We start from the raw sequence: 20,499 nt of genomic DNA, 5'->3' as shown, positions 1-20,499 counted from the left end.
GGGGCACTTGTCGGAGCATGGACGACATCGATGCCTATTGGCGTGCGGCCAACTACCTGTCGGTGGGCCAGATCTACCTGCTGGACAACCCACTCCTCACCGAGCCGTTGCGGCGCGAGCACGTCAAGCCGCGCCTGCTCGGCCACTGGGGCACCACCCCCGGGCTGAACTTCTGCTTCGCCCACCTGAACCGCGTCATCCGCGAGCGCGACCAGGACATGATCTACATCGCCGGACCCGGGCACGGGGGCCCCGCCGCCGTGGCGCACTCCTGGCTGGAGGGCTCGTACACCGAGCGCTACCCCGACGTCACGCAGGACGAGGACGGCATGCGCCGCCTGTTCCGGCAGTTCTCCTTCCCCGGCGGGATCCCCAGCCACGTGGCGCCGGAGACCCCCGGCTCCATCCACGAGGGCGGCGAGCTGGGGTACGCGCTCGCGCACGCGTACGGGGCCGCCTTCGACAACCCGGACCTGGTGGTGGCGTGCGTCATCGGCGACGGCGAGGCCGAGACGGGCCCGCTGGCGGCGAGCTGGCACTCCAACAAGTTCCTCAACCGGGAGCGCGACGGCGTGGTGCTGCCGATCCTCTCGCTGAACGGCTACAAGATCGCCAACCCGACGGTGCTCGCCCGCATCCCCGAGGACGAGCTGCTCAAGCTCATGGAGGGGTACGGGTACCGCCCGCACCTCGTGGGCCCGGACCACGAGGAGATGGCGCGCACCCTGGACGAGGCGTTCGAGCAGATCGCCGCGTACCGGGAAGGTGCCGAGAAGCGCCTGCCCATGATCATCCTGCGCACGCCGAAGGGCTGGACGGGCCCGAAGGTGGTCGACGGGCTGCCGGTGGAGGGCACCTGGCGCGCCCACCAGGTGCCGCTGTCGGCGGTGCACGACAACCCCGAGCATCTGGCGATGCTGGAGGAGTGGATGCGCTCCTACCGGCCCGACGAGCTGTTCGACTCCGGCGGCCGGCCGGTCCAGGGCATCCTGGACACGGTGCCGCGCGGCGAGCTCAGGATGAGCGCCAACCCGCACACCAACGGCGGCGAGCTGCTCACGCCGCTGCGGCTGCCGGACTTCCGCGCCCTCGCCGTCGAGGTCAAGGCCCCGGCCACGCAGTCGACGGAGCCGACCCGGGTGATGGGCAGGCTGCTGCGCGACGTCATCGAGCGCAACCCGCGCACGTTCCGGCTGATGGGCCCGGACGAGACCGCCTCGAACCGGCTCAGCGCCGTCTTCGAGACGACCGACCGGACGTGGGAGGCCGGACTGCTGCCCACCGACGAGCACCTGGGACCGGCCGGGCGGGTCATGGAGGTGCTCAGCGAGCACCTGTGCCAGGGCTGGCTGGAGGGCTACCTGCTGACCGGCAGGCACGGCCTGTTCAACTGCTACGAGGCGTTCATCCACATCGTCGACGCGATGTTCAACCAGCACGCCAAGTGGCTGGAGTCGTCGCAGAAGATCCCGTGGCGGCGTCCGGTGGCGTCGCTGACGTACCTGCTGTCGTCGCACGTGTGGCGGCAGGACCACAACGGCTTCAGCCACCAGGACCCGGGCTTCCTGGACGTGGTGGTCAACAAGAAGGCGTCGGTGGTGCGGGTGTACCTGCCGCCGGACGCGAACACGCTGCTGTCGGTCACCGACCACTGCCTGCGCTCGCGCGACTACGTGAACGTGATCGTGGCGGGCAAGCAGCCGGTGCTGGACCTGTTCGGCATGGACGAGGCCATCGCGCACTGCACGCGCGGGCTGGGCATCCTGCCGTGGGCGTCCACGGACGCCGGCAGCGAGCCGGACGTGGTGCTGGCCTGCGCGGGCGACGTGCCGACGCTGGAGACGCTGGCCGCCGCCTCGATCCTGCGCGAGGAGATGCCGGAGCTGAAGGTCCGGGTCGTCAACGTGGTCGACCTGATGCGGCTGCAGCCGCCGTCGGAGCACCCGCACGGCATGCCGGACTCCGAGTTCGACACGCTGTTCACCACCGAACGGCCGATCATCTTCAACTTCCACGGCTACCCGACGCTGATCCACCAGCTCACCTACCGGCGCACCGGGCACGACAACCTGCACGTGCGCGGCTACAAGGAGGAGGGCACCACGACCACGCCCTTCGACATGTGCATGCTCAACGACATCGACCGCTTCCACCTGGTGATGGACGTGATCGACCGGGTTCCCGGCCTCGGCTCGAAGGCCGCCCACCTGCGCCAGCGCATGTCCGACGCCCGGCTGCAGGCCCGCGCCTACACCCGCATGTACGGCGAGGACGCCCCCGAGATCAGTTCGTGGACATGGCCGCACACATCCTCGTCCTGAACACGGGCTCCTCCTCCATCAAGTACGAGCTGATCGACGCCGAGTCGGGAGCCCGCCCCGCGCGCGGCGTCATCGAGCGGATCCACGAGGGCGAGGGCCTGCTGACCCACCATGCAGGCGACGCTCCCCCGTACCGGAGGAAGGGCGTCTACGCGGACCACGAGCAGGGCCTCGAAGCCGTGCTGGAGGCGTTCCGGACGGTGGGGCCGGAGCTGGACCCGGTTGCGGTCGGCCACCGGGTGGTGCACGGCGGCGACCGGTTCGGCACGGCGGTGCTGGTGGACGAACCGGTGGTGGCCGCCATCGAGGAGCTGGCGCCGCTGGCCCCGCTGCACAACCGGGTGAACGTGACCGGCATCCGGGTGGCGCAGGCCGCCTTCCCCGGGGTGCCGCAGGTGGCGGTGTTCGACACGGCCTTCCACCGGTCGCTGCCGCCCGAGGCGTACACCTACGCGGTGCCGCGCGAGTGGCGCGAGCGGCTGGGCGTGCGCCGGTTCGGCTTCCACGGCACCTCGTGCGCGTACGTGTCCCGCAGGGCGGCCGCGTTCCTGGGCCGCGACCCCGCCGGGGTCAACCTGATCGTGCTGCACCTGGGCAACGGCGCCAGCGCCACCGCGGTCGAGGGAGGGCGCAGCGTCGACACCTCCATGGGCCTGACCCCGCTGGAGGGCCTGGTCATGGGCACCCGCTCGGGCGACGTCGACCCGGCGCTCTGCGCGTATCTGGGCCGGGTGGCCGGGTTCGACACGCAGGACGTGGAGGAGGCGCTCGGCCGCCACGGCGGCCTGCTCGCGCTCGCCGGCACCGGCGACATGCGCGAGGTGCGCCGGCGCGCGGCGGACGGCGACGGCGAGGCACGGCTGGCGCTGGACGTCTACTGCCGGCGCATCCGCAAGTACGTGGGCGCGTACTACGCGGTGCTGGGCCGGGTGGACGCGATCGTGTTCACCGGCGGCGTCGGCGAGAACGACGCGGCGACGCGGGCCACGTCGCTGGCCGGGCTGGAGAGGTTCGGCGTCGCGGTGGACCCGGCGCGCAACGAGGCCGCGGACGACGGCGAGCGGGCGATCTCGCCGCCCGGGGCGGAGGTCGCGGTCCTGGTCATCCCCACCGACGAGGAGTGGGAGATCGCCCGTCAGGCGCTGGAGCTGATCTGAGGGAGGTCAGGAGGTGGCGGCCGTGCGCCGCACGGCCGCCACGATGTCGCTGTTGGGCAGCCCTTTGAGCAGGTACTCGCGGACGCCGACGCGGCGCATCTCGTCGACGGAGCGGGAGTCGCCGTAGGCGGAGAACGCCATCACCCTGGTGGCGGGCGACAGCCGGCGGATCTCCCTCGCCGCCCACGCCCCGCCGCCGGGCATCCGCACGTCGAGGATGGCGACCGCGGGCAGGTGGCGGACCGCCAGCCGCACCGCCTCCCGGGCGTCGGCGGCCACGGCGACCACGTCCAGGTCGGGCTCGGCCGTCAGCACCTCGGTGAGCACCTCGCGGATCAGCGGCTGGTCGTCGCCGATCAGGACGGTGAGCCGGTCCGGCGCGGCGCTCATGACCGCCTCGGCCGCACCGCGGGCACCCAGAACTCCACCGTGGACCCCTCGCCGGGACTGCTGTGGAGCTGCCACCAGCCGCCGGAGATCTCGGCTCGCTCGCGCATCTCGATCAGGCCGAAATGCCCCATCCGGGAGGAGCCGTCGCCCGGATCGGCGAAGCCGACGCCGTCGTCGCCGACCTTGACGTGCACGCCCTGGTCGGCGGAGGCGAGCGAGACCCGCACGGAGGAGGCGTGGGCGTGCTTGCGCACGTTGGTGAGGGCCTCCTGGCAGATCCGGAACACGGTGATCGCGGTCTCCGGCGGCGGCTCCTCGTCGAGGTCGGGGACGAAGTCGTAGGTCAGGCCCGCGGTGGAGACGACCTGCTCCAGATAGCCGGACAGGGTGTCGACCAGGCCGCCGCTGTCGAGGCCCGGCGGGTGCAGGAAGAAGGCGAGGTTGCGCAGGCGGCCGACGGCGGCGTTGACCGTGTCGTTGAGCCGCAGCACGGCCTCGGCGTGGTCGCCCGGCAGCTGGGAGGCCAGCAGTTGCAGGCGCATGCCGACAGCCACCATCGACTGGATGGTGTCGTCGTGGACGTCCCAGGCGATGCGCCGCCGCTCCTTCTCCTGGGCCTGCACCAGGTGGGCGAGGAGCCTGCCGCGCTCGTCGAGCGCGCGCTCGGCGTTGCGGCGCTCGCTCATGTCGCGGGTCACCTTGCCGAACCCGCGCAGCCGGCCCTCGCCGTCGCGCAGGGCCGTGATCACCACGTTGGCCCAGAACCGGGTGCCGTCCTTGCGCACCCGCCAGCCCTCGTCCTCGAACCTGCCCTCGGCGGCGGCGGTCTCCAGGCCGCGGGCGGGTCTGCCCGCCGCGATGTCCTCCGGCGGGTAGAAGATCGAGAAGTGACGGCCGGTGACCTCGTCGGCCGCGTAGCCCTTGATGCGCTGAGCGCCGGCGTTCCAGCTCATGACACGGCCGCCCGGATCCAGCATGAAGATCGCGTAGTCGACGAGGCTCTGAAGGAGGAGCTGGAGGTCGACGTGCTCGTGCTCGGGCATAGTGCAGCTTCGCACGGCGGTGTCCCTCTGAGGGACCCGCACCCCCTCAATCGGCGGTGGTGACAGCGGTGAGAGGGGCCGCGAGCTCACACCAGACCACCTTCCCGCCCTCCTGGAGCGAGGTGCCCCAGGCGATGCTCAGTTCTTCGACGACGTGCAGCCCCCAGCCGTCGGACGGGCCGGGGCTCCGCGGCCTGGGCAACGCGTCGCTGGAGTCGCCGACCTCGACGCGGATGTGGCCGAGACCGCCGGCGATGCGCAGCACCGGCGCGCCGGCGCCGTGCACGAGGGCGTTGGTGACCATCTCGGAGACGACGAGCAGCACGTCCTCGAAGCGGCCTCGATAGCCCCACGTCATCAGGGTGTCACGGGCGACCTGCCGGGCGACGGAGATGCTGCCCATCTCCTCCGCGAGGTGGTGCTCCACCATGTGCGAGTCGAGTCCCGTGCCCATGGTCCTACTTTCGGCCACCCGAAGCCCGGCCGCGAGACGCAACCGCGCCGACCTTTCTGGTGCTGGTGCGGAACGGGCCTGGTGCAGGTGCATCAGTCAAGCAGGCCCTCACGCCGGGCGATGGCCACCGCCTCCAGCTTGGACCGGGCCCCGAGCTTCTCCAGCACCCGCTGGATGTGGTTGCGGGCGGTGTTGCGGGCGATGCCGAGCCGCTCGCTCAGCTGGTCGGTGCTCACGCCCTCGGCGAGCAGGTGGAGCGTCTCACGCTCCCGCCCGGTCAGCGCGCCCCGGCCCGCCCGCCCGCGGCCGGCGAGCTGGTCGAGCACGGCGGGCAGCAGGCCCGGCCCGAACGCCACCCCGCCCGAGGCCACCTCGATCACCGCCGACTCGAGCTCGCGCAGCCCCGACGACTTCACCACCAGGCCCGCGCCACCGGCCTCCACCACGCGCACGGCGATCGCCGGCGTCGCCTCGGCGGTCAGAACCAGCACGCGGGCGCCGGGGGCGGCCTGCGAGATGCGGCCGATGGCCGTGATGCCGTCGCCGTCGGGCAGCCGCCGGTCGAGCACCACCACGTCGGGCAGGTGGGCGCGGGCGTCGGCCACGGCGGCGGCCACCGATCGGGACCTGGCCACCACCTCGATGCCGGGGTCGTGGTCGAGCGCCATCGCGATCGCCTCGGCCACCATGTCGTGGTCCTCCACGAGCAGAAGTCGCACGGGGGCGGGCGGGTGCGGCCCCTGCGAGGGTGACACGGCAGCTCCCCTTTTACCTGCTCCCGACGATTGTCTTCTCCGCACACTACCGTTCACCTGCTATGTCGGTTCCTCTCGGTGCCGACACTATGGGTGGAGATTGGTAATGTTCTCCCGTTGTTTTCGGATCAAGATGGATGGGATACAGCCGTGGAGGTCGAGCAGACGGCGCTGCCGGGGATAGGGCTGCGCCATGAGTTCACCACCCATTCAGGCCGAAGAATCGGGGTGATCTCGCACCGCACTGGGCGGCGTGATCTCGTCATCTACAGCAAGGACGACCCCGACCGGGCCTGCGAAGCAGTCAAGCTCAACGACGAGGAGGCCGACGCGCTCGTCGAGCTGCTCGGCGCCCCGCGCATCGTCGCGCGGCTCAACCAGGCGCACGCCGAGGTCGAGGGCCTGGTCAGCCTCCAGCTGCCGATCCCGGCCACCTCCCCGTACGTGAACAGGCCGATGGGCGACGCGCGCGTGCGGACCCGGACGAACGCGTCGATCGTCGCGATCGTCCGCAACGGGCAGGTCTACGCCAGCCCCGGCCCCGACTTCGTGCTCCTTCCCGGCGACATCGTGGTCGTGGTGGGCAGCGCGGACAGCACGGCCGAAGTCGGCGACATATTGGCTGAAGGCTAGGGCCGGGTGCATCACACAGCGATACTCTTCCTCGAATTCGGGGCCGTTCTCCTCGGCCTGGGCGTGCTCGGAGCGCTGGCGCTGCGCGCCGGCATCTCCGCCATCCCCCTCTATCTGATCGCCGGGCTCGCCTTCGGCACCGGCGGCGTCCTTCCTCTGGCCACCAGCGAGGAGTTCATCTCCATCGGCGCGGAGATCGGCGTCGTCCTCCTGCTGCTGACGCTCGGCCTGGAGTACAACGCCGACGAGCTGGTCTCCAGCCTCAAGGGCAACGCCCGCGCCGGCATCGTCGACCTCGTGCTCAACGCCGCGCCCGGCGCGATCCTGGCGCTGCTGCTCGGCTGGGGGCCGGTGGCCGCCCTGGCGATGGCCGGCGTCACGTACGCGACCTCCTCCGGCATCACCGCCAAGGTGCTGAGCGACCTGGGCTGGATCGGCAACCGCGAGACACCGACCGTGCTGTCGCTGCTGGTGTTCGAAGACCTCACGATGGCCGTCTACCTGCCGATCCTGACCGCCACCCTGGCCGGGCTCAGCCTGCTCAGCGGGGCGATCGCGGTGGGCATCGCGCTGGCCACGGTGACCGTGGTGCTGCTGATCGCGCTGCGGTTCGGCAAGTGGATCGAGGCGTTCGTCTCCAGCCCCAACAACGAGGTGCTGCTGCTGAAGGTCGTCGGCCTGGCGCTGCTGGTGGCCGGCATCGCCCAGCAGCTCCAGGTGTCGGCGGCGGTCGGCGCCTTCCTCGTCGGGATCGCCCTGTCCGGCCAGCTCGCGCACGACGCGCAGGCGCTGCTCGCGCCGCTGCGCGACCTGTTCGCGGCGGTGTTCTTCGTCTTCTTCGGCCTGCAGACCGACCCGACGAAGATCCTCCCGGTGGCGGCTATCGCCGCCGCGCTGGCGCTGGTCAGCATGCTCACCAAGCTGGCGACGGGCATGTACGCGGCCAGGCGGGCCGGCATCTCCAAAGCGGGTCAGGCCCGGGCGGGCATCGCCCTGGTGCCGCGCGGTGAGTTCAACATCGTCATCGCGGGTCTCGCGGTGGCGGCCGGCGCCCACCCCGACCTGGGTCCGCTGGCGGCCGCGTACGTCCTGATCCTGGCCGCTTTCGGCCCGCTCGCGGCCAAGCTCGTCCAGCCTCTCTTCGAAGCCATCGCCAAGCGCGCCTGACCGGCGGCGCGCGCTCTTCCGTTTCTGTCGGTGGGGTGTGGGAGGTTTGCCTCCGATCATCGAAGGAGGCGGCTGACGGTGGAGTTCACGGACAACGCCGGCGGCGACCGCGTGGTCGTCGTCGGCGAGCGGGTGGAGGCGGGCGCGCGATGACGACACGCGTGACGGCCGACACCACGATCGGCCCCGACGAGTGGGACGACCGCGACCTCGACGGCGAGACCTTCCGGCGGGTGCGGTTCGTCGACCTCGACATGATGGAGATGGCCGACGACGGCACGACCTTCGAGGAGTGCACGTTCAGCAACGTCCGCTTCAACGTGTCGGTCCACGCCGACGCCGCCTTCGTCGCGTGCACGTTCGGGAGCTGCTCGTTCTTCGACGCCACGTTCAACGGCTGCAAGCTGACGGGCAGCACGTTCTCGGGCTGCACCTACGGGCTGCTCAAGGTCGACGGCGGCGACTGGTCGTTCACCTCGCTGGCGGGCGCCGACCTGCGGGGCAGCGCCTTCGACGGGGTCCGCCTGCGCGAGGCCGACCTGTCGGGGGCCGATCTGACGGGCGCCACCCTGCGCCGCTGCGACCTCAGCGGCGCCGCGCTGCGCCGGGCCGACCTGACCTCGTGCGATCTGCGCGGCAGCGACCTGAGCACGCTCGACCCGTCGGCGGTCACCCTGCGCGACGCGACCGTCGACCCCCACCAGGCCACGGTCATCGTCACCGCCCTGGGTCTCCAGGTCCTCCCCTGATCCGGTGTCAGGGGCGGCCGTCGAGGCGGTCGATCCGGGTGCCGAAGACCCCGCCGGCCTCGGCGATGAAGTCGGCGGGGAAGCCGCGGGTGAAGGGCGCCGCCTGGGCGAGGCGCTCCATGGCCTCCTCGGGGAGGGTGACGTCCGCCGCGGCGAGGTTGTCGGCGAGCTGGCCGGGGGTGCTCGCGCCGACGATGGGGTGCACCACGCGCGAGCGGGCCCGGGTCCAGGCGATCGCCACCTGCGACGGCGTGACGCCCAGGTCGTCCGCGACGTCCATGACGGCTCTGGCCGCCGCGTGCTCGCGTTCCGTCACCGAGCCGGGCTCGATCCTGGTGGGGGTCTCGGGAGCGGGGCCGGCGGTGTACTTGCCCGACAGCACGCCTTGGGCGAGCGTCGCCCAGGCGGCCACCGTCAGCCCCGACTCCTCCGCCATCGGCAGCAGCTCGCGCTCGACGTCGCGCCACAGCAGGCTGTAGGGCACCTGGAGGCCGGCGAACGGCGTCCATCCGCGCCACTCCGCCAGCGTGTTGGCCCGGCTCACCACCCACGCCGGCGCATCCGATATCCCGACATAGAGCACTTTGCCCGCTCGGACCACGTCGTCGAGGGCCCGCATCGTCTCCTCCAGCGGCGTGTGCCGGTCCCAGATGTGCACCCAGAGCAGGTCCACATAGTCGGTGCGCAACCGCCGCAGGCTCCGCTCCAGGGAGAGCACGAGGTTCTTGCGGTGGTTGCCCGCCGCATTGAGGTCGCCGGCGTCGCGGGTCAGGGTGTACTTGGTCGCCACCACGAACCGGTCCCGCCGCCCTTCCAGCACCTCGCCGACCACGCTCTCCGACTCGCCGTAGGCGGAGGCCGTGTCGACGACGTTGCCGCCCGCGTCCTCGTACAGGTCCAGCATCGCGCGCACCCCGGGCGTCACCGCCCGCCACGTCATGGCGCCGAGGAACAGCTCCGACACCCTCAACCCGGTACGCCCGAGCAACCGGTACCTCATGGCCGTCTTCCCTTCACTCGTCATTCCGTACGGGGTCCACCATGGCGGGGCCGCCGGCCGGGGAGGGAGACCGGGCGGAGACTGGCCCTGACAGGGCCACGATGCGCGGGCGCCGTCCCGCCTAGACTGCCCTGCGTGAGCGGGAACGAGCTGGCCGCCTACCTGCGCGGCCTCCGGGAAGCGGTCAGGCCGGGCGACGTCGGCCTGCCGGAGGGGCCGCGGCGCCGCACCCCCGGGCTGCGCCGGGCCGAGCTGGCGACGCTGGCGGGCATCAGCGTCGAGTACCTGACCCGGCTGGAGCAGGGCCGCGACCGCAACCCGTCCGCCCAGGTGCTGGGGGCGCTCGCCGACGTGCTCGGGCTGAGCTTCGAGCAGCGGCTGCACCTGCGCCACCTGGCCAAGATGGCCGGCGGCGACGCGCTGCTCTGCTCCGCCGCCGCGTCCTCGCCCGCGCGCACGGTGCGGCCCACGCTCCGTGCGCTGCTCGACCGGCTGGAGCCGGCCCCGGCCGTCCTGCTCAACCGGCTGGAGGACGTGCTGGCGCACACCGCCGGCTACGCCCTGATGGTGGCGGCGCTGGGCGTCCTCGACGACGATCAGCCCAACCTGGCCCGCTACGTGTTCACCGACCCCCGGGCGCGGGCCGCCTTTCCCGAGTGGGGCGCGGTGGCCGCCGGGCGGGCCACCGCCCTGCGGCTGGCCGCCGCCATGGGCGACGGGCGGGCCGTACACCTCGTCGAGGAGCTGACGATCACGGCCGGTGCGGTGTTCACCGAGCTGCTCCACGCCCCGCCGGCGCCGCCCGCGACCCCTTACCGCGAGCGGCTGGCCCATCCGGGCGCGGGCGAGCTCCGGCTGGTCGTGGAGTCCCTCGACCTGGCGGACGCCGACCAGCGGCTCGTCGTCTACCTTCCCGCCGACGAGACCACGGCCGCGGCCCTGGACCACCTGACCGGCCGCCAGCCCGGCGCCCTCCACGCGGTCACCGCCTGACCCAGGGCGCCACGGGGAGTGCGCGCGTGGTCAGGCGGGCGGGGCCAGGTGTCCGGCCGTGCGCCGGAGGGACGGGAGGGCCGCCAGGACGGTGGCGGCGCGGGCCTGGCGGGCGGCGGGGGTGTCCGCGCCCAGGTCGGAGAGCAGTTCGAGGAGGGCGTCCTCCTGGGCCGGCCGACCGGCCGCGGCGAGCTTGAGCAGGCAGCGCGCGTAGGTGGCCGCCAGCCAGAAGACCGCCTCCCGGTGCAGACCGGCGTCGACGAGGGCGCGGGTGCCGTCGACGGCGATCGGCCGGGCGGCGGCGGTGATGTCGGAGTCGAAGCGGTAGCCGGGGGCGTCCACCCGCGCGGCCGTGTCGAAGAGCCGCTCCAGCCCGTCCAGATGGCGCCGGACCCGGCCCGGGGTCATGGTGGCGCAGCCGAGCAGGTCGAGGAGGTGCTCGTGGTGGTCGGCGAGGCCGCGCCCGTCGAGCAGCTCGCGGGTGGCCGCGTACCGGCGGCGGACGGTCGGGTTGCGCAGCCCGGCGACCAGCAGGACGTGCGCCGTCACCCCGGTGCCGAACAGCCACGCGTTCACCTGGCCGGGCAGCGGCCCCGGCGAGCCGGCGCCGGCCAGCCGGGCGCGGACCGTCTCCAGGGCGTGGTCACAGCGGGCCAGCACCCAGCGCCGCCCGGCGAACCGGCGGGACACCTCGCGGCCGAGGTCCCTCAGCCGCCCGGTGGGGTCGGCCAGCACGCCGGGCCGGTGGAAGGCGCCGGCCAGGTGGTAGTCGCGCAGCACGGCCTCGGCCGACTCCACCCGGGTGGCGGGCAGGAACGACACGTCCAGGAGCGCTCCCCCGTACCGGACCTTGCGCCCGTGCCCGGCGGGCTCGTCGAGCACCACCATCACGTCCACGTCGGAGTGCGGCGGCAGCGCGGAGCCGGGCGGCGCCCACAGCGCCGAGCCGGTCAGGAACGCGCCGCCGAACCCGGGCAGGCGGGCGCCCTCGTCGCGCACCCACCGGCGGGCCGTGTCCACGGCTTCCCCCACGCGCACGCCCGCCATCGTACGGGAGGTACGGCGCTCGCACCTGAGGGTAGGTTCGCGGCGGGCGGTCATGGGCAGCGAGTTGTCATGAACGTGGCGGATCCCGAGCTGGAACGCCTGGTGTGCCAGGAGCTCAGAGACGCCGGATTCGCCGTGGCGCCGTCCCGCAAGCCGAGCGACGGCGGGCTCAGCGTGTGGTGCGACCCGGAGCGCGGCGTGGTGGTGCGCTGGAGCGTCCCGTCCGGTGACCCCTCCCGTCACGACACCATCCGCACGGCCGTCCGGCTCGCGTTACGCACGATCCTCGGCGCGGCCGGGTTCGAGGTGGCGGAGGTGGCCGGGCGGGCGGAGCTGGTGGTCACCGCGGCGGGCCGCCCGCCGCGTGAGGACGGCGCGAAGCCCGGGCTCACGACGCCATGACGCCGCGTCCTCCGTGGCGGGGCCGGCCCGCCGATGACTTCCTGCCACCGGGGCGGTCATACCAGCGTTAAGGTGACAGACATGCAGAAGATCGTGCAGGACATCGCCGACGAGCTGGTGGCGTCGGGCGCGGAGCGCGGGCTGCAGGTGGCCGTCTACCGGCGGGGAGAGCTGCTGGCGGACGTGGTGGCCGGGGTGGCGGACGCGGCGACCGGGCGGCCGTTCACGTCAAGCACCCCCGTGTACGCGACCTCGACCGGCAAGGGCGTCACCGCGGCCGTGGTGCACGTGCTGGCCGAGCGGAAGGTGTTCTCGTACGACACGCCGATCGCCGAGCTGTGGCCGGAGTTCGGCGCGCGCGGCAAGGAGCGGGCGACGATCCGCCACGCCCTCTCCCACCAGGCCGGCGTGCCCGGCGTGCCCGAGGCGACCACGCCGGAGGACCTGTGCGACTGGGACCTGATGTGCGCGGCGATCGCGGACGCCGAGCCGTGGTGGGAGCCGGGCACCCGGTGCGGCTACCACCCGCAGACCTTCGGCTACCTGCTGGGCGAGGTGGTGCGCAGGGCCACGGGCAAGCGGATCTCGCAGGTGCTGGAGGAGGAGGTCGCCGGGCCGCTCGGCGTCTCGGGCGAGCTGTTCTTCGCCGTGCCGGAGGCGGAGCTGGGCCGGCTGGCGCGGATCGAGGAGGTCGCCCCGCCGGTGACGCCGCCGCCGTCGCTGCGGAACGGGATCCCGTTCTTCCGGGTGGTCGGCGGCTACACGGCCGCGCCGATGGCGGCCATGCCGGACGCCGGGTTCAGCAACCGGCGCGACGTGCTCACGGCCGAGATCCCGGCCGGCGGCACGATGACCGCCCGTGCGGTGGCGCGCGTCTACGACGCGCTGCTGACGGGCGAGCTGGTGCCGCCGGCGCGGCTGCGCGAGCTGTCGGCGCCCGCGGTGCGCGGCCTCGACGAGGTCACCGGCGTCGAGGCCGCGTGGGGGCTGGGCTACGCGATCGGGCTCACCCCGGGGCTCGCCGCGCCCACCGTGTTCGGCATGCCGGGCAGCGGCGGCACGGTGGCCTTCGCCGACACCCGGACCGGGCTGGCCGTCGGGATCCTGAAGAACCGCATCGGCGACTTCGCCACCGTGGACCGGATCGGCTCGGCGGTGCTCAGCGCAGCACCCTGACGTACCCGTCGCCGATCGGCTCGGTGTCGCCGAACACGTGCAGGTCCTCGCGGAACACGTCCAGGTAGGCCGCCTTGTCGTGGAACGTCCCTGACAGCGCGTCACCGTAGTCGATCAGCTCGCCGTGCGCGTGCCTGCGCGGCTCGTACCCGGTCTCCAGCCCCTTCTCCAGCAGCGCCGGGTCTCCCTCGGCGGCGCAGATGATCCCGGCGAGGATCTCGGCGTCGTGCATGGTGTAGCTCATGCCCATGCCGGTCATCGGGTGGCAGGCGAACGCGGCCGAGCCGAGCAGGGCGGCGTTGCCCTTGTGGTACACCGGCACCCGCATCGCCGCCACCGGGATCTTCTGCCAGTGCGCGGGGCCGAGGACGTCGTAGGCGTCGTCGTTCTCGGTGACGAACTCCTTGAGCGCGTCCACGAGCAGGCCGTGCCCGAACACCTCGTCGTCGTCTTCCAGCGGCAGGCCGACGAACACCCGGGCCTGCTCCTCGTTGACCGGATACAGGTAGCTGAACCAGCCCTCGGAGTTGAAGTAGAGCCGGTTGAGCCGGGCGACGCTGGCGGTCAGCGGCACGGTGGCCACCCGCAGCATGTGCGGGTAGGAGGTGGTCTCCTTGGTGATGCCGAGCTCCTGGCGCACCATCGAGCGGGTGCCGTCGGCGGCGATGACCACGCCGGGCCGCAGCTCGCGGCCGTCGGCCAGGACCAGCCGGGCCACCCGGTCGCCGTCGCGCTCCAGGCTCTCGATCCGCGAGTCGAACCAGAACTCGACGCCCTCCATCGCGCAGGACGAGTAGATGACCTCGACCAGCTCGCGGTAGGGGCGGATGAGGAAGCCGTCGGGGTAACGGCATTCCTGGATCGGCTCGCCGTCGTGGTAGTAGCGGACGATGTCGCGTTTGAGCGAGTGCCGTTCCACCAGGCTCCCCAGCCCGTGCCGGGCCAGGACCGCCATGCCGGGGCGTTTGACGAAGTCGGCGCCGGCGGCCGGGATGGCCGTGCCCTGCTCCACGACGACGACGCTCCGGCCGCTGCGGCCCAGTAACAGGGCCAGGAAGCAGCCGCCGAGACCGGCGCCGACGATCGCTACGTCGCAGGATGTCGTCATTGCCATGATGAGAGCCCTTCTGGTGTTCTTGCGAGACGCGTGCCCCCGTGCACGCGGGGTTGCGAGCCGGGCCTCATGGCGTGGGCCTGGCCCCGCCCCAGCTGGGGCGGTACCGCCGGGACCGCGGGGTGGCCGGGGTCGGCGGCGGGCTGCGGGGGCAGCAGCGCGTCGGCTTCGGCGGCGACCGTGGCCAGCTGCATGCGCAGCTCCAGCAGCATCTTGCGGGGCACCAGGACCATGACCTCGCCGGTGGCGTGCGGCATCCGCAGCATCTTGATCAGGGCGAGCGTGCCGACCAGCACGGAGACGGCCACGCACACCGCCAGCGCGCTGGCCAGACCGCCCATGGGGCCCACCATGAAGGGGTGGCCGATGACGACCGACACGGTGGCCACGCCGACGGCGCCGCCGACCATGCGGGACATGACGGCCGCGCCCACCGCGGAGGCGTACTGGTGCGGCTGGGCGGCCAGGGTGGTGGCCATGGAGGTGCCGGGCGCGAGCGCCCCCACCCCGACGCCCACGCCGACGCTCGCCGCGAGCCCCCACAGCGTGGGACCGCTCTGCGCCAGCGCCACGACACAGGAGCCGCCGCACGCGGTGGCGCCGACGTAGATGAGACCGTACGGGCCCAGCTTGCGCACGACCTTGCCGCCCAGCCACGCGGTCACCGCCACGGCGACGGAGGTGGGCGTCAGCCACAGCGCGACCTCCAGCATGGGGAAGCCCAGGTGCAGGAGGTAGAGCGGCTGCAGCGCGAGCAGGCCGTACGACAGCACGCCGAATCCCCAGGTCGCGAGCCAGCCCCAGGCGAAGCCGGGCCGCCGCCAGAGCGTCAGGTCGACGGCGGGCACCCGGTGCCGGCGGGACCGCAGGAGCGACAGGACCAGCAGGACGAGCGCGCCGGCGGCCAGGTAGGCGCAGACCACGCCCCACGAGGTCGCCTTGGAGATGGCCAGGACGATGGCCCCGATCGAGGCGGCCAGCAGGACCGCGCCGAGCATGTCGGGCCGCGTCCGGGCGCCGCTCCGGCCGGCGGGCAGGCCGGGCGGCAGCCAGGTGGCGGCGAGCAGCAGGAGCATGCCGACCACGACGACCGGCGCGAACAGCGCGCGCCAGCCGAACCCTTCCGCCAGCCAGCCGCCGCCCGCCTGCATGAGCAGGCAGCCGACGCCGGAGGCGGAGCTCCACAGCGCGATGGCGCCCCGCCGCTGGTGCTCGGGCAGCTCGCCGAGGAGCACGGCGAGGCTGGCCGGGATCATGGCGGCGGCGCCGACCCCCTGCACGGCCCTGGCCGCGAGGACCATCGGCCAGTCGGGCACGGTGAGCGTGGCGAGCCCGCCGAGGACGAACACCACGAGCCCGATGATCAGCACGCGGCGGCGGCCGAACAGGTCGGCCCAGCGTCCCGCGGTGGCCAGCAGGGCCGCGATCGGCACGAACGCGGCGCTGGTCAGCCAGAGCAGGTCGTTCAGCGGCAGGGCGTTCCCGGCGTCGCCGTGCTGCATCAGGCCGACGGCGAGCGTGGTGGCCGTGGTGTCGGCCATGACGGTGAACATGACGCCGGCGCCTACCAGCCGCAGCAGCGTGCCGCGCCCGCGTGCGGGCTTTCGCGTGACCGGGTATGAGCCCGTCTCGACGACTGGCGACTGACGCAACGTGGCCACCTCCATGAGAGCCCGGATGTCGTTCCCGCCGCCCGGCGCGCCGGGCGGCGGTCGTGCCTTCCCGTCCCCGCCGCCGTCAGGCGCTGTAGCGTCCCGGCGAGACCAGTCCGTACGGGTCCAGCGCGCCCTTGAGCCGGTAGAGCATGGACAGGGTCGCCGTCGAGGACTGGGCGTAGACGTCGGCGGCGGCGTTGTCGATGTCGGAGCGGTAGATGGGGCAGCCGTAGCCGCGCAGCAGGCCGTTGGCGTCCTGGCGCAGGCGGTGGGCGCGGGCCGGCGCGTCCGCCACGCCCCGGTCGAAGAAGATCTGGATGACGCCGTTGGCGAGGTTCCTGCTGACCATGTTCCACTCCATCATCGCCGCGGTGCCGTTGCACTCGACGGCCGCGCGGAGCACGGTCAGGAGGTTCTCGGTGGAGATCTCGTCCATCGGGAGCTTGGGCAGCAGCACGAGGAAGCCGATCTGGCCGGCGTCGACGTCGTCGCAGGAGGTGACGCCGAGCGCGTTGTGCACGCTCAGGCAGTTGGGGATGCCCTGGGCCATGAGCGCCCGCGGGTAGAGGGGGTCGTCGGGGCTCACCGCCGCGGCGTCCAGGACGCGGAGCCCTTCGGCGCCCTCGACCTCCAGCAGGTGCTTGCGCAGCAGGTCCTCGGCCAGGCGAACGGTCTCGCCGCTGCCGAGCAGCGGGCCGACGATGGTGAGCAGTTCGGGGTCCACCCCGTCCGGGAGCATCCAGCCGCCCCGGCTGGGCGTCAGCGACAGCTCGCGCACCCGCAGCAGCCCGTCGGCGGGGTTGCCGTTGCGCAGGAACGAACCCACCGCGCCCACGGCCCGGCCGGCCTGGTCGCGCGGGATGCGGGCGTGCACCAGCCCGATGGCCTGCGGGCGGGGCACCAGCGCGATGACGCCCGCGGTGATGATGCCGAGGTTGTGCTGGACGAAGGCGCCGGTCAGGTCAGGGCCGGCGACGGCGCCGCGGTAGCGGCCCCAGTGGTCCAGCCCGCCGGTGCTGACGAGGCTGCCGTCGGCGAGCACGGCCTCGAGCCCGGCGAGGTCGTGCACGCGGGAGCGGATCGAGCCGTCGCCGCGCTCCAGCGCGTTGCCGACCACGGAGGTGTCGGCGCACGAGGAGGTGACGTTGAGCATCCAGTCGGTGTCGCGCAGCTCCTCGGCGAGCTGGCGCTGGGTCACTCCGGGCTCGATGACGGCGAAGCCGTTCTCCAGGTCCAGGCTGCGGATGCGGTTCATGGCGCTGAGGTCGACGACCACGTTCTCGTCCTTGGCCGGCACGCCGGAGCCCATGCCCCAGTTGCGCCCGGTGCTCAGCGGATATAGACGACGCCCCTCGACGGCTGCCCGCCGCACCACGGCGCGTACCTCGTCGACGTTCTGGGGCCGCGCGACGCCCGCGATCATCCGCGCGCGGTGTGCTCCGACGTCGCGTACTGCTGACGCCAGTCGCGTGTGACCTTGCATGACACTCCTTGGTGAGCCGAGACATTCCCCGCGGATCGCCGGCCGCTTCGCCGGGTCTCCCCCCTCATTGGTTCGCGATCAGGCGGTGCGCTTGAGCAGGTCGTCGATGGAGCCGATGGCCCTGTTCGATATCTCCCGGATCTGCCACAGCCGCTCGGTGACCTGGGTGTCAGGCTCGATCGGCTCGGGTGCGGCGATCTCTTCCAGGTGGTCGTAGACGGCCAGACGCGGCTTGGGCGGCTGCCGGTCTCCGTCGTAGGGGTGGCGGTAATCGGGGTGGACGTGCATGGCGGGGCTCCTACCGAACGGGTTCTGGGTCGCGGTCGGCCGTGACGTCGGTGCGGCGCCGTCGGGGGTAACGCTCATCTCGCTGGTCACCTCCCCTTTCAGGACATCCGCGAAGTGCTCTGTAAACCCTGAACTACTTGTTCACGCCCTGATCCTGCCATTTACCGTCAAGCTGTCAACTGCTACTTAACGAATGCGTTGGAATGCCCTCATGGGTCACAGGGCGGCTCGCAGGAACTTCCAGGCGCGCCGGTCAGCCGGCGTGGAAGACCGCGCGAAACCGTTCCGGTAGTGCTCGGAAAGGGGATCTCGGCCGCGGAAGGGGGCCACGGGCGAGCCGTCCGCCATGTAACCCGAAGGTCAGGCGCGACTACCCTGCGGGAGGGTAAGAGAGCAACCACGGAGTAACGGGTCGTGACAGCCCGCAAGCGGGATCAGGCCCGCCCGAATTCGAGGGTTTCGTTGCGCTATGTGAGTTCTTTCATCATCTGAAAGCGAGGGCGCGACCGTGCGCCCTCGCCTGAAAACCGCGCGAAAGAGGGCGTCAGCGCCCGCGTCGGTCGTCGCCCTCGTCGATCGTCGTGCCGTCCCGGTCGACCTCGAAGCGCTCCTTGCGGACCTCCCCCTGCACCGTCTCGTCCTTGCGGACTCTCTCCTTGTGCAGGCGCACGCGCTCGACGGGCCGGGTCTCCTTGCCGACGACCGGGCGCTCCTCGTACAGGGTGATGGACTCCTCGTCCTCCTCCAGCTCGCGCCCTTCCAAGGGCTGGCCGCCGGAGATCGGCTCGCGCTCGATCACGACCTCGTCGTGCTCCAGCGGGATGCTCTCCTGGACGTTCTCGCTGTCCACGTACTTGCGCAGCCGGACGTGGCCGGCCTCCCTCGTTTCCTTGCCGACGTGCATCGTCTCCTCGGAGCGGGTCATGTCGACATCCCGCTCGGTCCCCCGCGCGCCGCGCCGCTCGGGCGCGGGGCCGGTGACCTTTCCGGTCATCCCGGCGGTCATTCCGGACGTTCCGGTCGTTCCGGTGGTCGTTCCGGTGGTCGTTCCGGTCGTGCCCTCGGGCTTGCGCTGGCTGGGGATGGTGGACGGCTGCATGCCGTAGTAGCGGTAGAGCCCGGCCTCCTCCTCCAGGGTCAGGTGTTCGTCCACGTCGATGCTGGGCGCGCCCTTGATGATCTCCTTGACGAACGGGACGCGCAGTTCGTTCCCGGACCGGCGCGAACCGGTCAGCGGCACGAAGTTCTGCTTCATGCCGAACATCCCGGTGCGCACCGTGACCCACTCCGGGTCCCCCGTGCGGTCGCTGAGGTAGACCTGGCCGACCCTGCCGACCCGCTGACCATCGGAGTCGATGACATCGCAGTCGAAAAGGCTCCGGATCTCTGTCTGCATAGCCACGACGATTCCCCCGAATTGTTCGTTCTGACGGCCGCTTCGCCGGACCGACAGGTGGCTCAAGACGGGCAAATACCCCCATACCTGCACAAACGCACGCTCATCCGGGATGTTTTGCGTAATTCGGGGTTGACGCCTCAGGAGTTCTCCGGGGCCGGGGCGCCGCTGTCCGGCGCCGGCGCCTCCCCGCCGGGGATCTTGCCGATCTCGTCGAGATGCATCTCCAGCGCCGGGAGCGCCTTCTCCGCCAGCTGCTTCACCTGGGGCGACGTGCCGCTCTGGATCTCGGTCTGCGTGGCGGTGATGGCCTTCTCGTGCGCCTTGCGCATGGCGATCAGGAACTCCTGGTTGAAGTCGGCGCGCGAGGCGTCGCGGAGCCCGGCGATGACCTTCTTCTGCTCGCCCGAGGTGTTCTTGGGCAGGCTGACGCCGAGCTGCTCGGCGGTCTTCACGACCTCCTGATCGAGCTTGGTGTGGTCCTCGACCAGCATCGTGCCCAGCCTCTGGACCGCCTCGGAGGTGCTCTTGTGCTGGGCCAGGTCCCCCGCCTGGATCTCGGCCATGTTGCCCTGGTGGATCTCCCGGAGCCAGATCCGGTCCTGGTCGGAGGGCTGAGCGGGAGAGGCCGTCCCCGGCGAGGCCGCGGTGGGCGAGGCGGGCGTGGCGAGCCCCGCGGACGTGCTGGGGCCGCTGTTGCAGCCGGTGACGGCGGTCACGGCGGCCAGGAGCAGGGCGAGGTACGGGCGCGGAACGGACATGCTGAATCCCCCGACGATCTGTGATGGTGCGTTGACGGAGAGTCATCCAAGCGCGCCCGGCGGGCCCGGCCCGCCACGCCACGCCGGTTCGCCGGTAAAAGTCCCGGCCACAAAGGTTAGGACCCGGACAGACCGGGGAATGGCAGGCGACTCATGTACGTCGAATCCGAGGAGGAGCCGTAGTGCTCACCCTGACAGCTAATGCAGCCCAGGCGATCCGCAATCTCACGGCGGGCGCGCCCGAGCCGGCGCAGGGCGGCATCCGCATCGCCTCCAGCGATGACGACGCCAGCTCGCTGACCCTGTCCCTGGCCACGGCTCCCGAGCCGGCTGACGCGGTCGTGGAGTCGGAGGGCGCCCGCGTCTACCTCGACCCGGTGGCCGCGACGGTGCTGGACGACAAGTCACTCGACGCCGGCGCCGACGACCAGGGGGCGGTGTCCTTCCTGGTGACCGAGCGCGCCGGCTGACACCGCAGCTCGGCACGCCGCCGGGTCCGGCACGATCCACGTGCC

Annotated in this window: 21 protein-coding genes; 9 read left to right on the top strand and 12 right to left on the bottom strand. The window is 72.3% G+C overall.

The features are described from left to right. Positions 1-17: 17 nt before the first annotated feature. On the top strand, positions 18-2,321 hold the full coding sequence (locus tag ACZ6YG_RS11850) for a phosphoketolase family protein (protein ID WP_148032096.1): 2,304 nt from the start codon (positions 18-20) through the stop codon (positions 2,319-2,321). Then, positions 2,297-3,478 (top strand): acetate/propionate family kinase, encoded by a 1,182-nt coding sequence (locus ACZ6YG_RS11845; protein WP_466017955.1) that lies wholly within the window; start codon positions 2,297-2,299, stop codon positions 3,476-3,478. The genes ACZ6YG_RS11850 and ACZ6YG_RS11845 overlap by 25 nt, the downstream gene beginning before the upstream one ends. Positions 3,479-3,484: 6 nt before the next feature. Here the strand turns inward: ACZ6YG_RS11845 and ACZ6YG_RS11840 are convergent, their stop codons facing one another. From ACZ6YG_RS11840 to ACZ6YG_RS11825, 4 genes are all read right to left on the bottom strand, one after another. Further along, positions 3,485-3,868 (bottom strand): response regulator, encoded by a 384-nt coding sequence (locus ACZ6YG_RS11840; RefSeq protein WP_148032098.1) that lies wholly within the window; start codon positions 3,866-3,868, stop codon positions 3,485-3,487. Further along, entirely contained in the window at positions 3,865-4,926 is a 1,062-nt protein-coding gene (locus ACZ6YG_RS11835) for a PAS domain-containing sensor histidine kinase (protein WP_466017954.1), read from the bottom strand. Before ACZ6YG_RS11835 ends, ACZ6YG_RS11840 begins: the two co-directional genes overlap by 4 nt. A gap of 31 nt (positions 4,927-4,957) precedes the next feature. Then, a complete protein-coding gene (locus tag ACZ6YG_RS11830; RefSeq protein ID WP_271279530.1) occupies positions 4,958-5,365 on the bottom strand; it encodes an ATP-binding protein in 408 nt (135 codons plus the stop codon). 92 nt (positions 5,366-5,457) lie between these two features. After that, positions 5,458-6,120: a response regulator transcription factor gene (locus tag ACZ6YG_RS11825; RefSeq protein WP_261808613.1), complete on the bottom strand. Its 663-nt coding sequence runs from the start codon at positions 6,118-6,120 to the stop codon at positions 5,458-5,460. Between the two features lie 150 nt (positions 6,121-6,270). Between ACZ6YG_RS11825 and ACZ6YG_RS11820 the strand changes: the two genes are divergently transcribed. The 3 genes from ACZ6YG_RS11820 to ACZ6YG_RS11810 all read left to right on the top strand — a co-directional run bounded on the left by ACZ6YG_RS11820 (position 6,271) and on the right by ACZ6YG_RS11810 (position 8,669). Further along, complete coding sequence (locus ACZ6YG_RS11820) at positions 6,271-6,753, top strand: cation:proton antiporter regulatory subunit (RefSeq protein WP_148032100.1); 483 nt, start codon at positions 6,271-6,273, stop codon at positions 6,751-6,753. 6 nt (positions 6,754-6,759) lie between these two features. Beyond that, entirely contained in the window at positions 6,760-7,920 is a 1,161-nt protein-coding gene (locus ACZ6YG_RS11815) for a cation:proton antiporter (RefSeq protein ID WP_148032101.1), read from the top strand. A gap of 149 nt (positions 7,921-8,069) precedes the next feature. Then, positions 8,070-8,669, top strand: a complete 600-nt coding sequence (locus ACZ6YG_RS11810; protein ID WP_466017953.1) for a pentapeptide repeat-containing protein — start codon at positions 8,070-8,072, stop codon at positions 8,667-8,669. 7 nt (positions 8,670-8,676) lie between these two features. On the opposite strand, the gene ACZ6YG_RS11805 is transcribed toward ACZ6YG_RS11810, so the two are convergent. Next, the gene (locus tag ACZ6YG_RS11805; RefSeq protein ID WP_466017952.1) at positions 8,677-9,669 is read right to left on the bottom strand and encodes an aldo/keto reductase; all 993 of its coding nucleotides are present in this window, start codon (positions 9,667-9,669) and stop codon (positions 8,677-8,679) included. A 135-nt stretch (positions 9,670-9,804) separates the two neighbouring features. On the opposite strand from ACZ6YG_RS11805, the gene ACZ6YG_RS11800 reads away from it, so the two are divergent. Next, positions 9,805-10,662, top strand: coding sequence for a helix-turn-helix domain-containing protein (locus ACZ6YG_RS11800; protein WP_466017951.1), 858 nt, complete (start codon positions 9,805-9,807; stop codon positions 10,660-10,662). A 30-nt stretch (positions 10,663-10,692) separates the two neighbouring features. On the opposite strand, the gene ACZ6YG_RS11795 is transcribed toward ACZ6YG_RS11800, so the two are convergent. Then, positions 10,693-11,700 (bottom strand): hypothetical protein, encoded by a 1,008-nt coding sequence (locus ACZ6YG_RS11795; RefSeq protein ID WP_466017950.1) that lies wholly within the window; start codon positions 11,698-11,700, stop codon positions 10,693-10,695. Positions 11,701-11,778: 78 nt separating this feature from the next. Between ACZ6YG_RS11795 and ACZ6YG_RS11790 the strand changes: the two genes are divergently transcribed. Both ACZ6YG_RS11790 and ACZ6YG_RS11785 read left to right on the top strand, forming a co-directional pair. Beyond that, positions 11,779-12,111 carry a hypothetical protein gene (locus ACZ6YG_RS11790; RefSeq protein WP_364235232.1) on the top strand — a complete coding sequence of 111 codons (333 nt, stop codon included), beginning with the start codon at positions 11,779-11,781 and terminating at the stop codon, positions 12,109-12,111. Positions 12,112-12,192: 81 nt separating this feature from the next. Next, positions 12,193-13,287 carry a serine hydrolase domain-containing protein gene (locus tag ACZ6YG_RS11785; RefSeq protein ID WP_364235229.1) on the top strand — a complete coding sequence of 365 codons (1,095 nt, stop codon included), beginning with the start codon at positions 12,193-12,195 and terminating at the stop codon, positions 13,285-13,287. On the opposite strand, the gene ACZ6YG_RS11780 is transcribed toward ACZ6YG_RS11785, so the two are convergent. The 6 genes from ACZ6YG_RS11780 to ACZ6YG_RS11755 form a co-directional block, all read right to left on the bottom strand. Continuing rightward, complete coding sequence (locus tag ACZ6YG_RS11780; protein WP_271279522.1) at positions 13,271-14,395, bottom strand: FAD-dependent monooxygenase; 1,125 nt, start codon at positions 14,393-14,395, stop codon at positions 13,271-13,273. The two genes, ACZ6YG_RS11785 and ACZ6YG_RS11780, sit on opposite strands and share 17 nt — an antisense overlap. Beyond that, positions 14,392-16,053, bottom strand: a complete 1,662-nt coding sequence (locus ACZ6YG_RS11775; RefSeq protein WP_466017949.1) for an MFS transporter — start codon at positions 16,051-16,053, stop codon at positions 14,392-14,394. The genes ACZ6YG_RS11780 and ACZ6YG_RS11775 overlap by 4 nt, the downstream gene beginning before the upstream one ends. An 85-nt stretch (positions 16,054-16,138) precedes the next feature. Beyond that, complete coding sequence (locus ACZ6YG_RS11770; protein WP_148032110.1) at positions 16,139-17,539, bottom strand: FAD-binding oxidoreductase; 1,401 nt, start codon at positions 17,537-17,539, stop codon at positions 16,139-16,141. Between the two features lie 78 nt (positions 17,540-17,617). After that, on the bottom strand, positions 17,618-17,827 hold the full coding sequence (locus tag ACZ6YG_RS11765) for a hypothetical protein (RefSeq protein ID WP_466017948.1): 210 nt from the start codon (positions 17,825-17,827) through the stop codon (positions 17,618-17,620). A gap of 544 nt (positions 17,828-18,371) precedes the next feature. Then, positions 18,372-19,223: a DUF2382 domain-containing protein gene (locus tag ACZ6YG_RS11760; RefSeq protein WP_466017947.1), complete on the bottom strand. Its 852-nt coding sequence runs from the start codon at positions 19,221-19,223 to the stop codon at positions 18,372-18,374. A gap of 140 nt (positions 19,224-19,363) precedes the next feature. After that, complete coding sequence (locus ACZ6YG_RS11755; RefSeq protein WP_187281202.1) at positions 19,364-19,984, bottom strand: DUF4142 domain-containing protein; 621 nt, start codon at positions 19,982-19,984, stop codon at positions 19,364-19,366. A 182-nt stretch (positions 19,985-20,166) separates the two neighbouring features. Between ACZ6YG_RS11755 and ACZ6YG_RS11750 the strand changes: the two genes are divergently transcribed. Then, a complete protein-coding gene (locus tag ACZ6YG_RS11750; protein ID WP_148032115.1) occupies positions 20,167-20,454 on the top strand; it encodes an iron-sulfur cluster biosynthesis family protein in 288 nt (95 codons plus the stop codon). Positions 20,455-20,499 lie beyond the last annotated feature (45 nt).

The organism is Nonomuraea sp. NPDC054003 (genome assembly GCF_055585125.1).
Note: the sequence above shows the minus strand (reverse complement) of the source record. Positions and strands in the feature narration are given on the sequence as shown.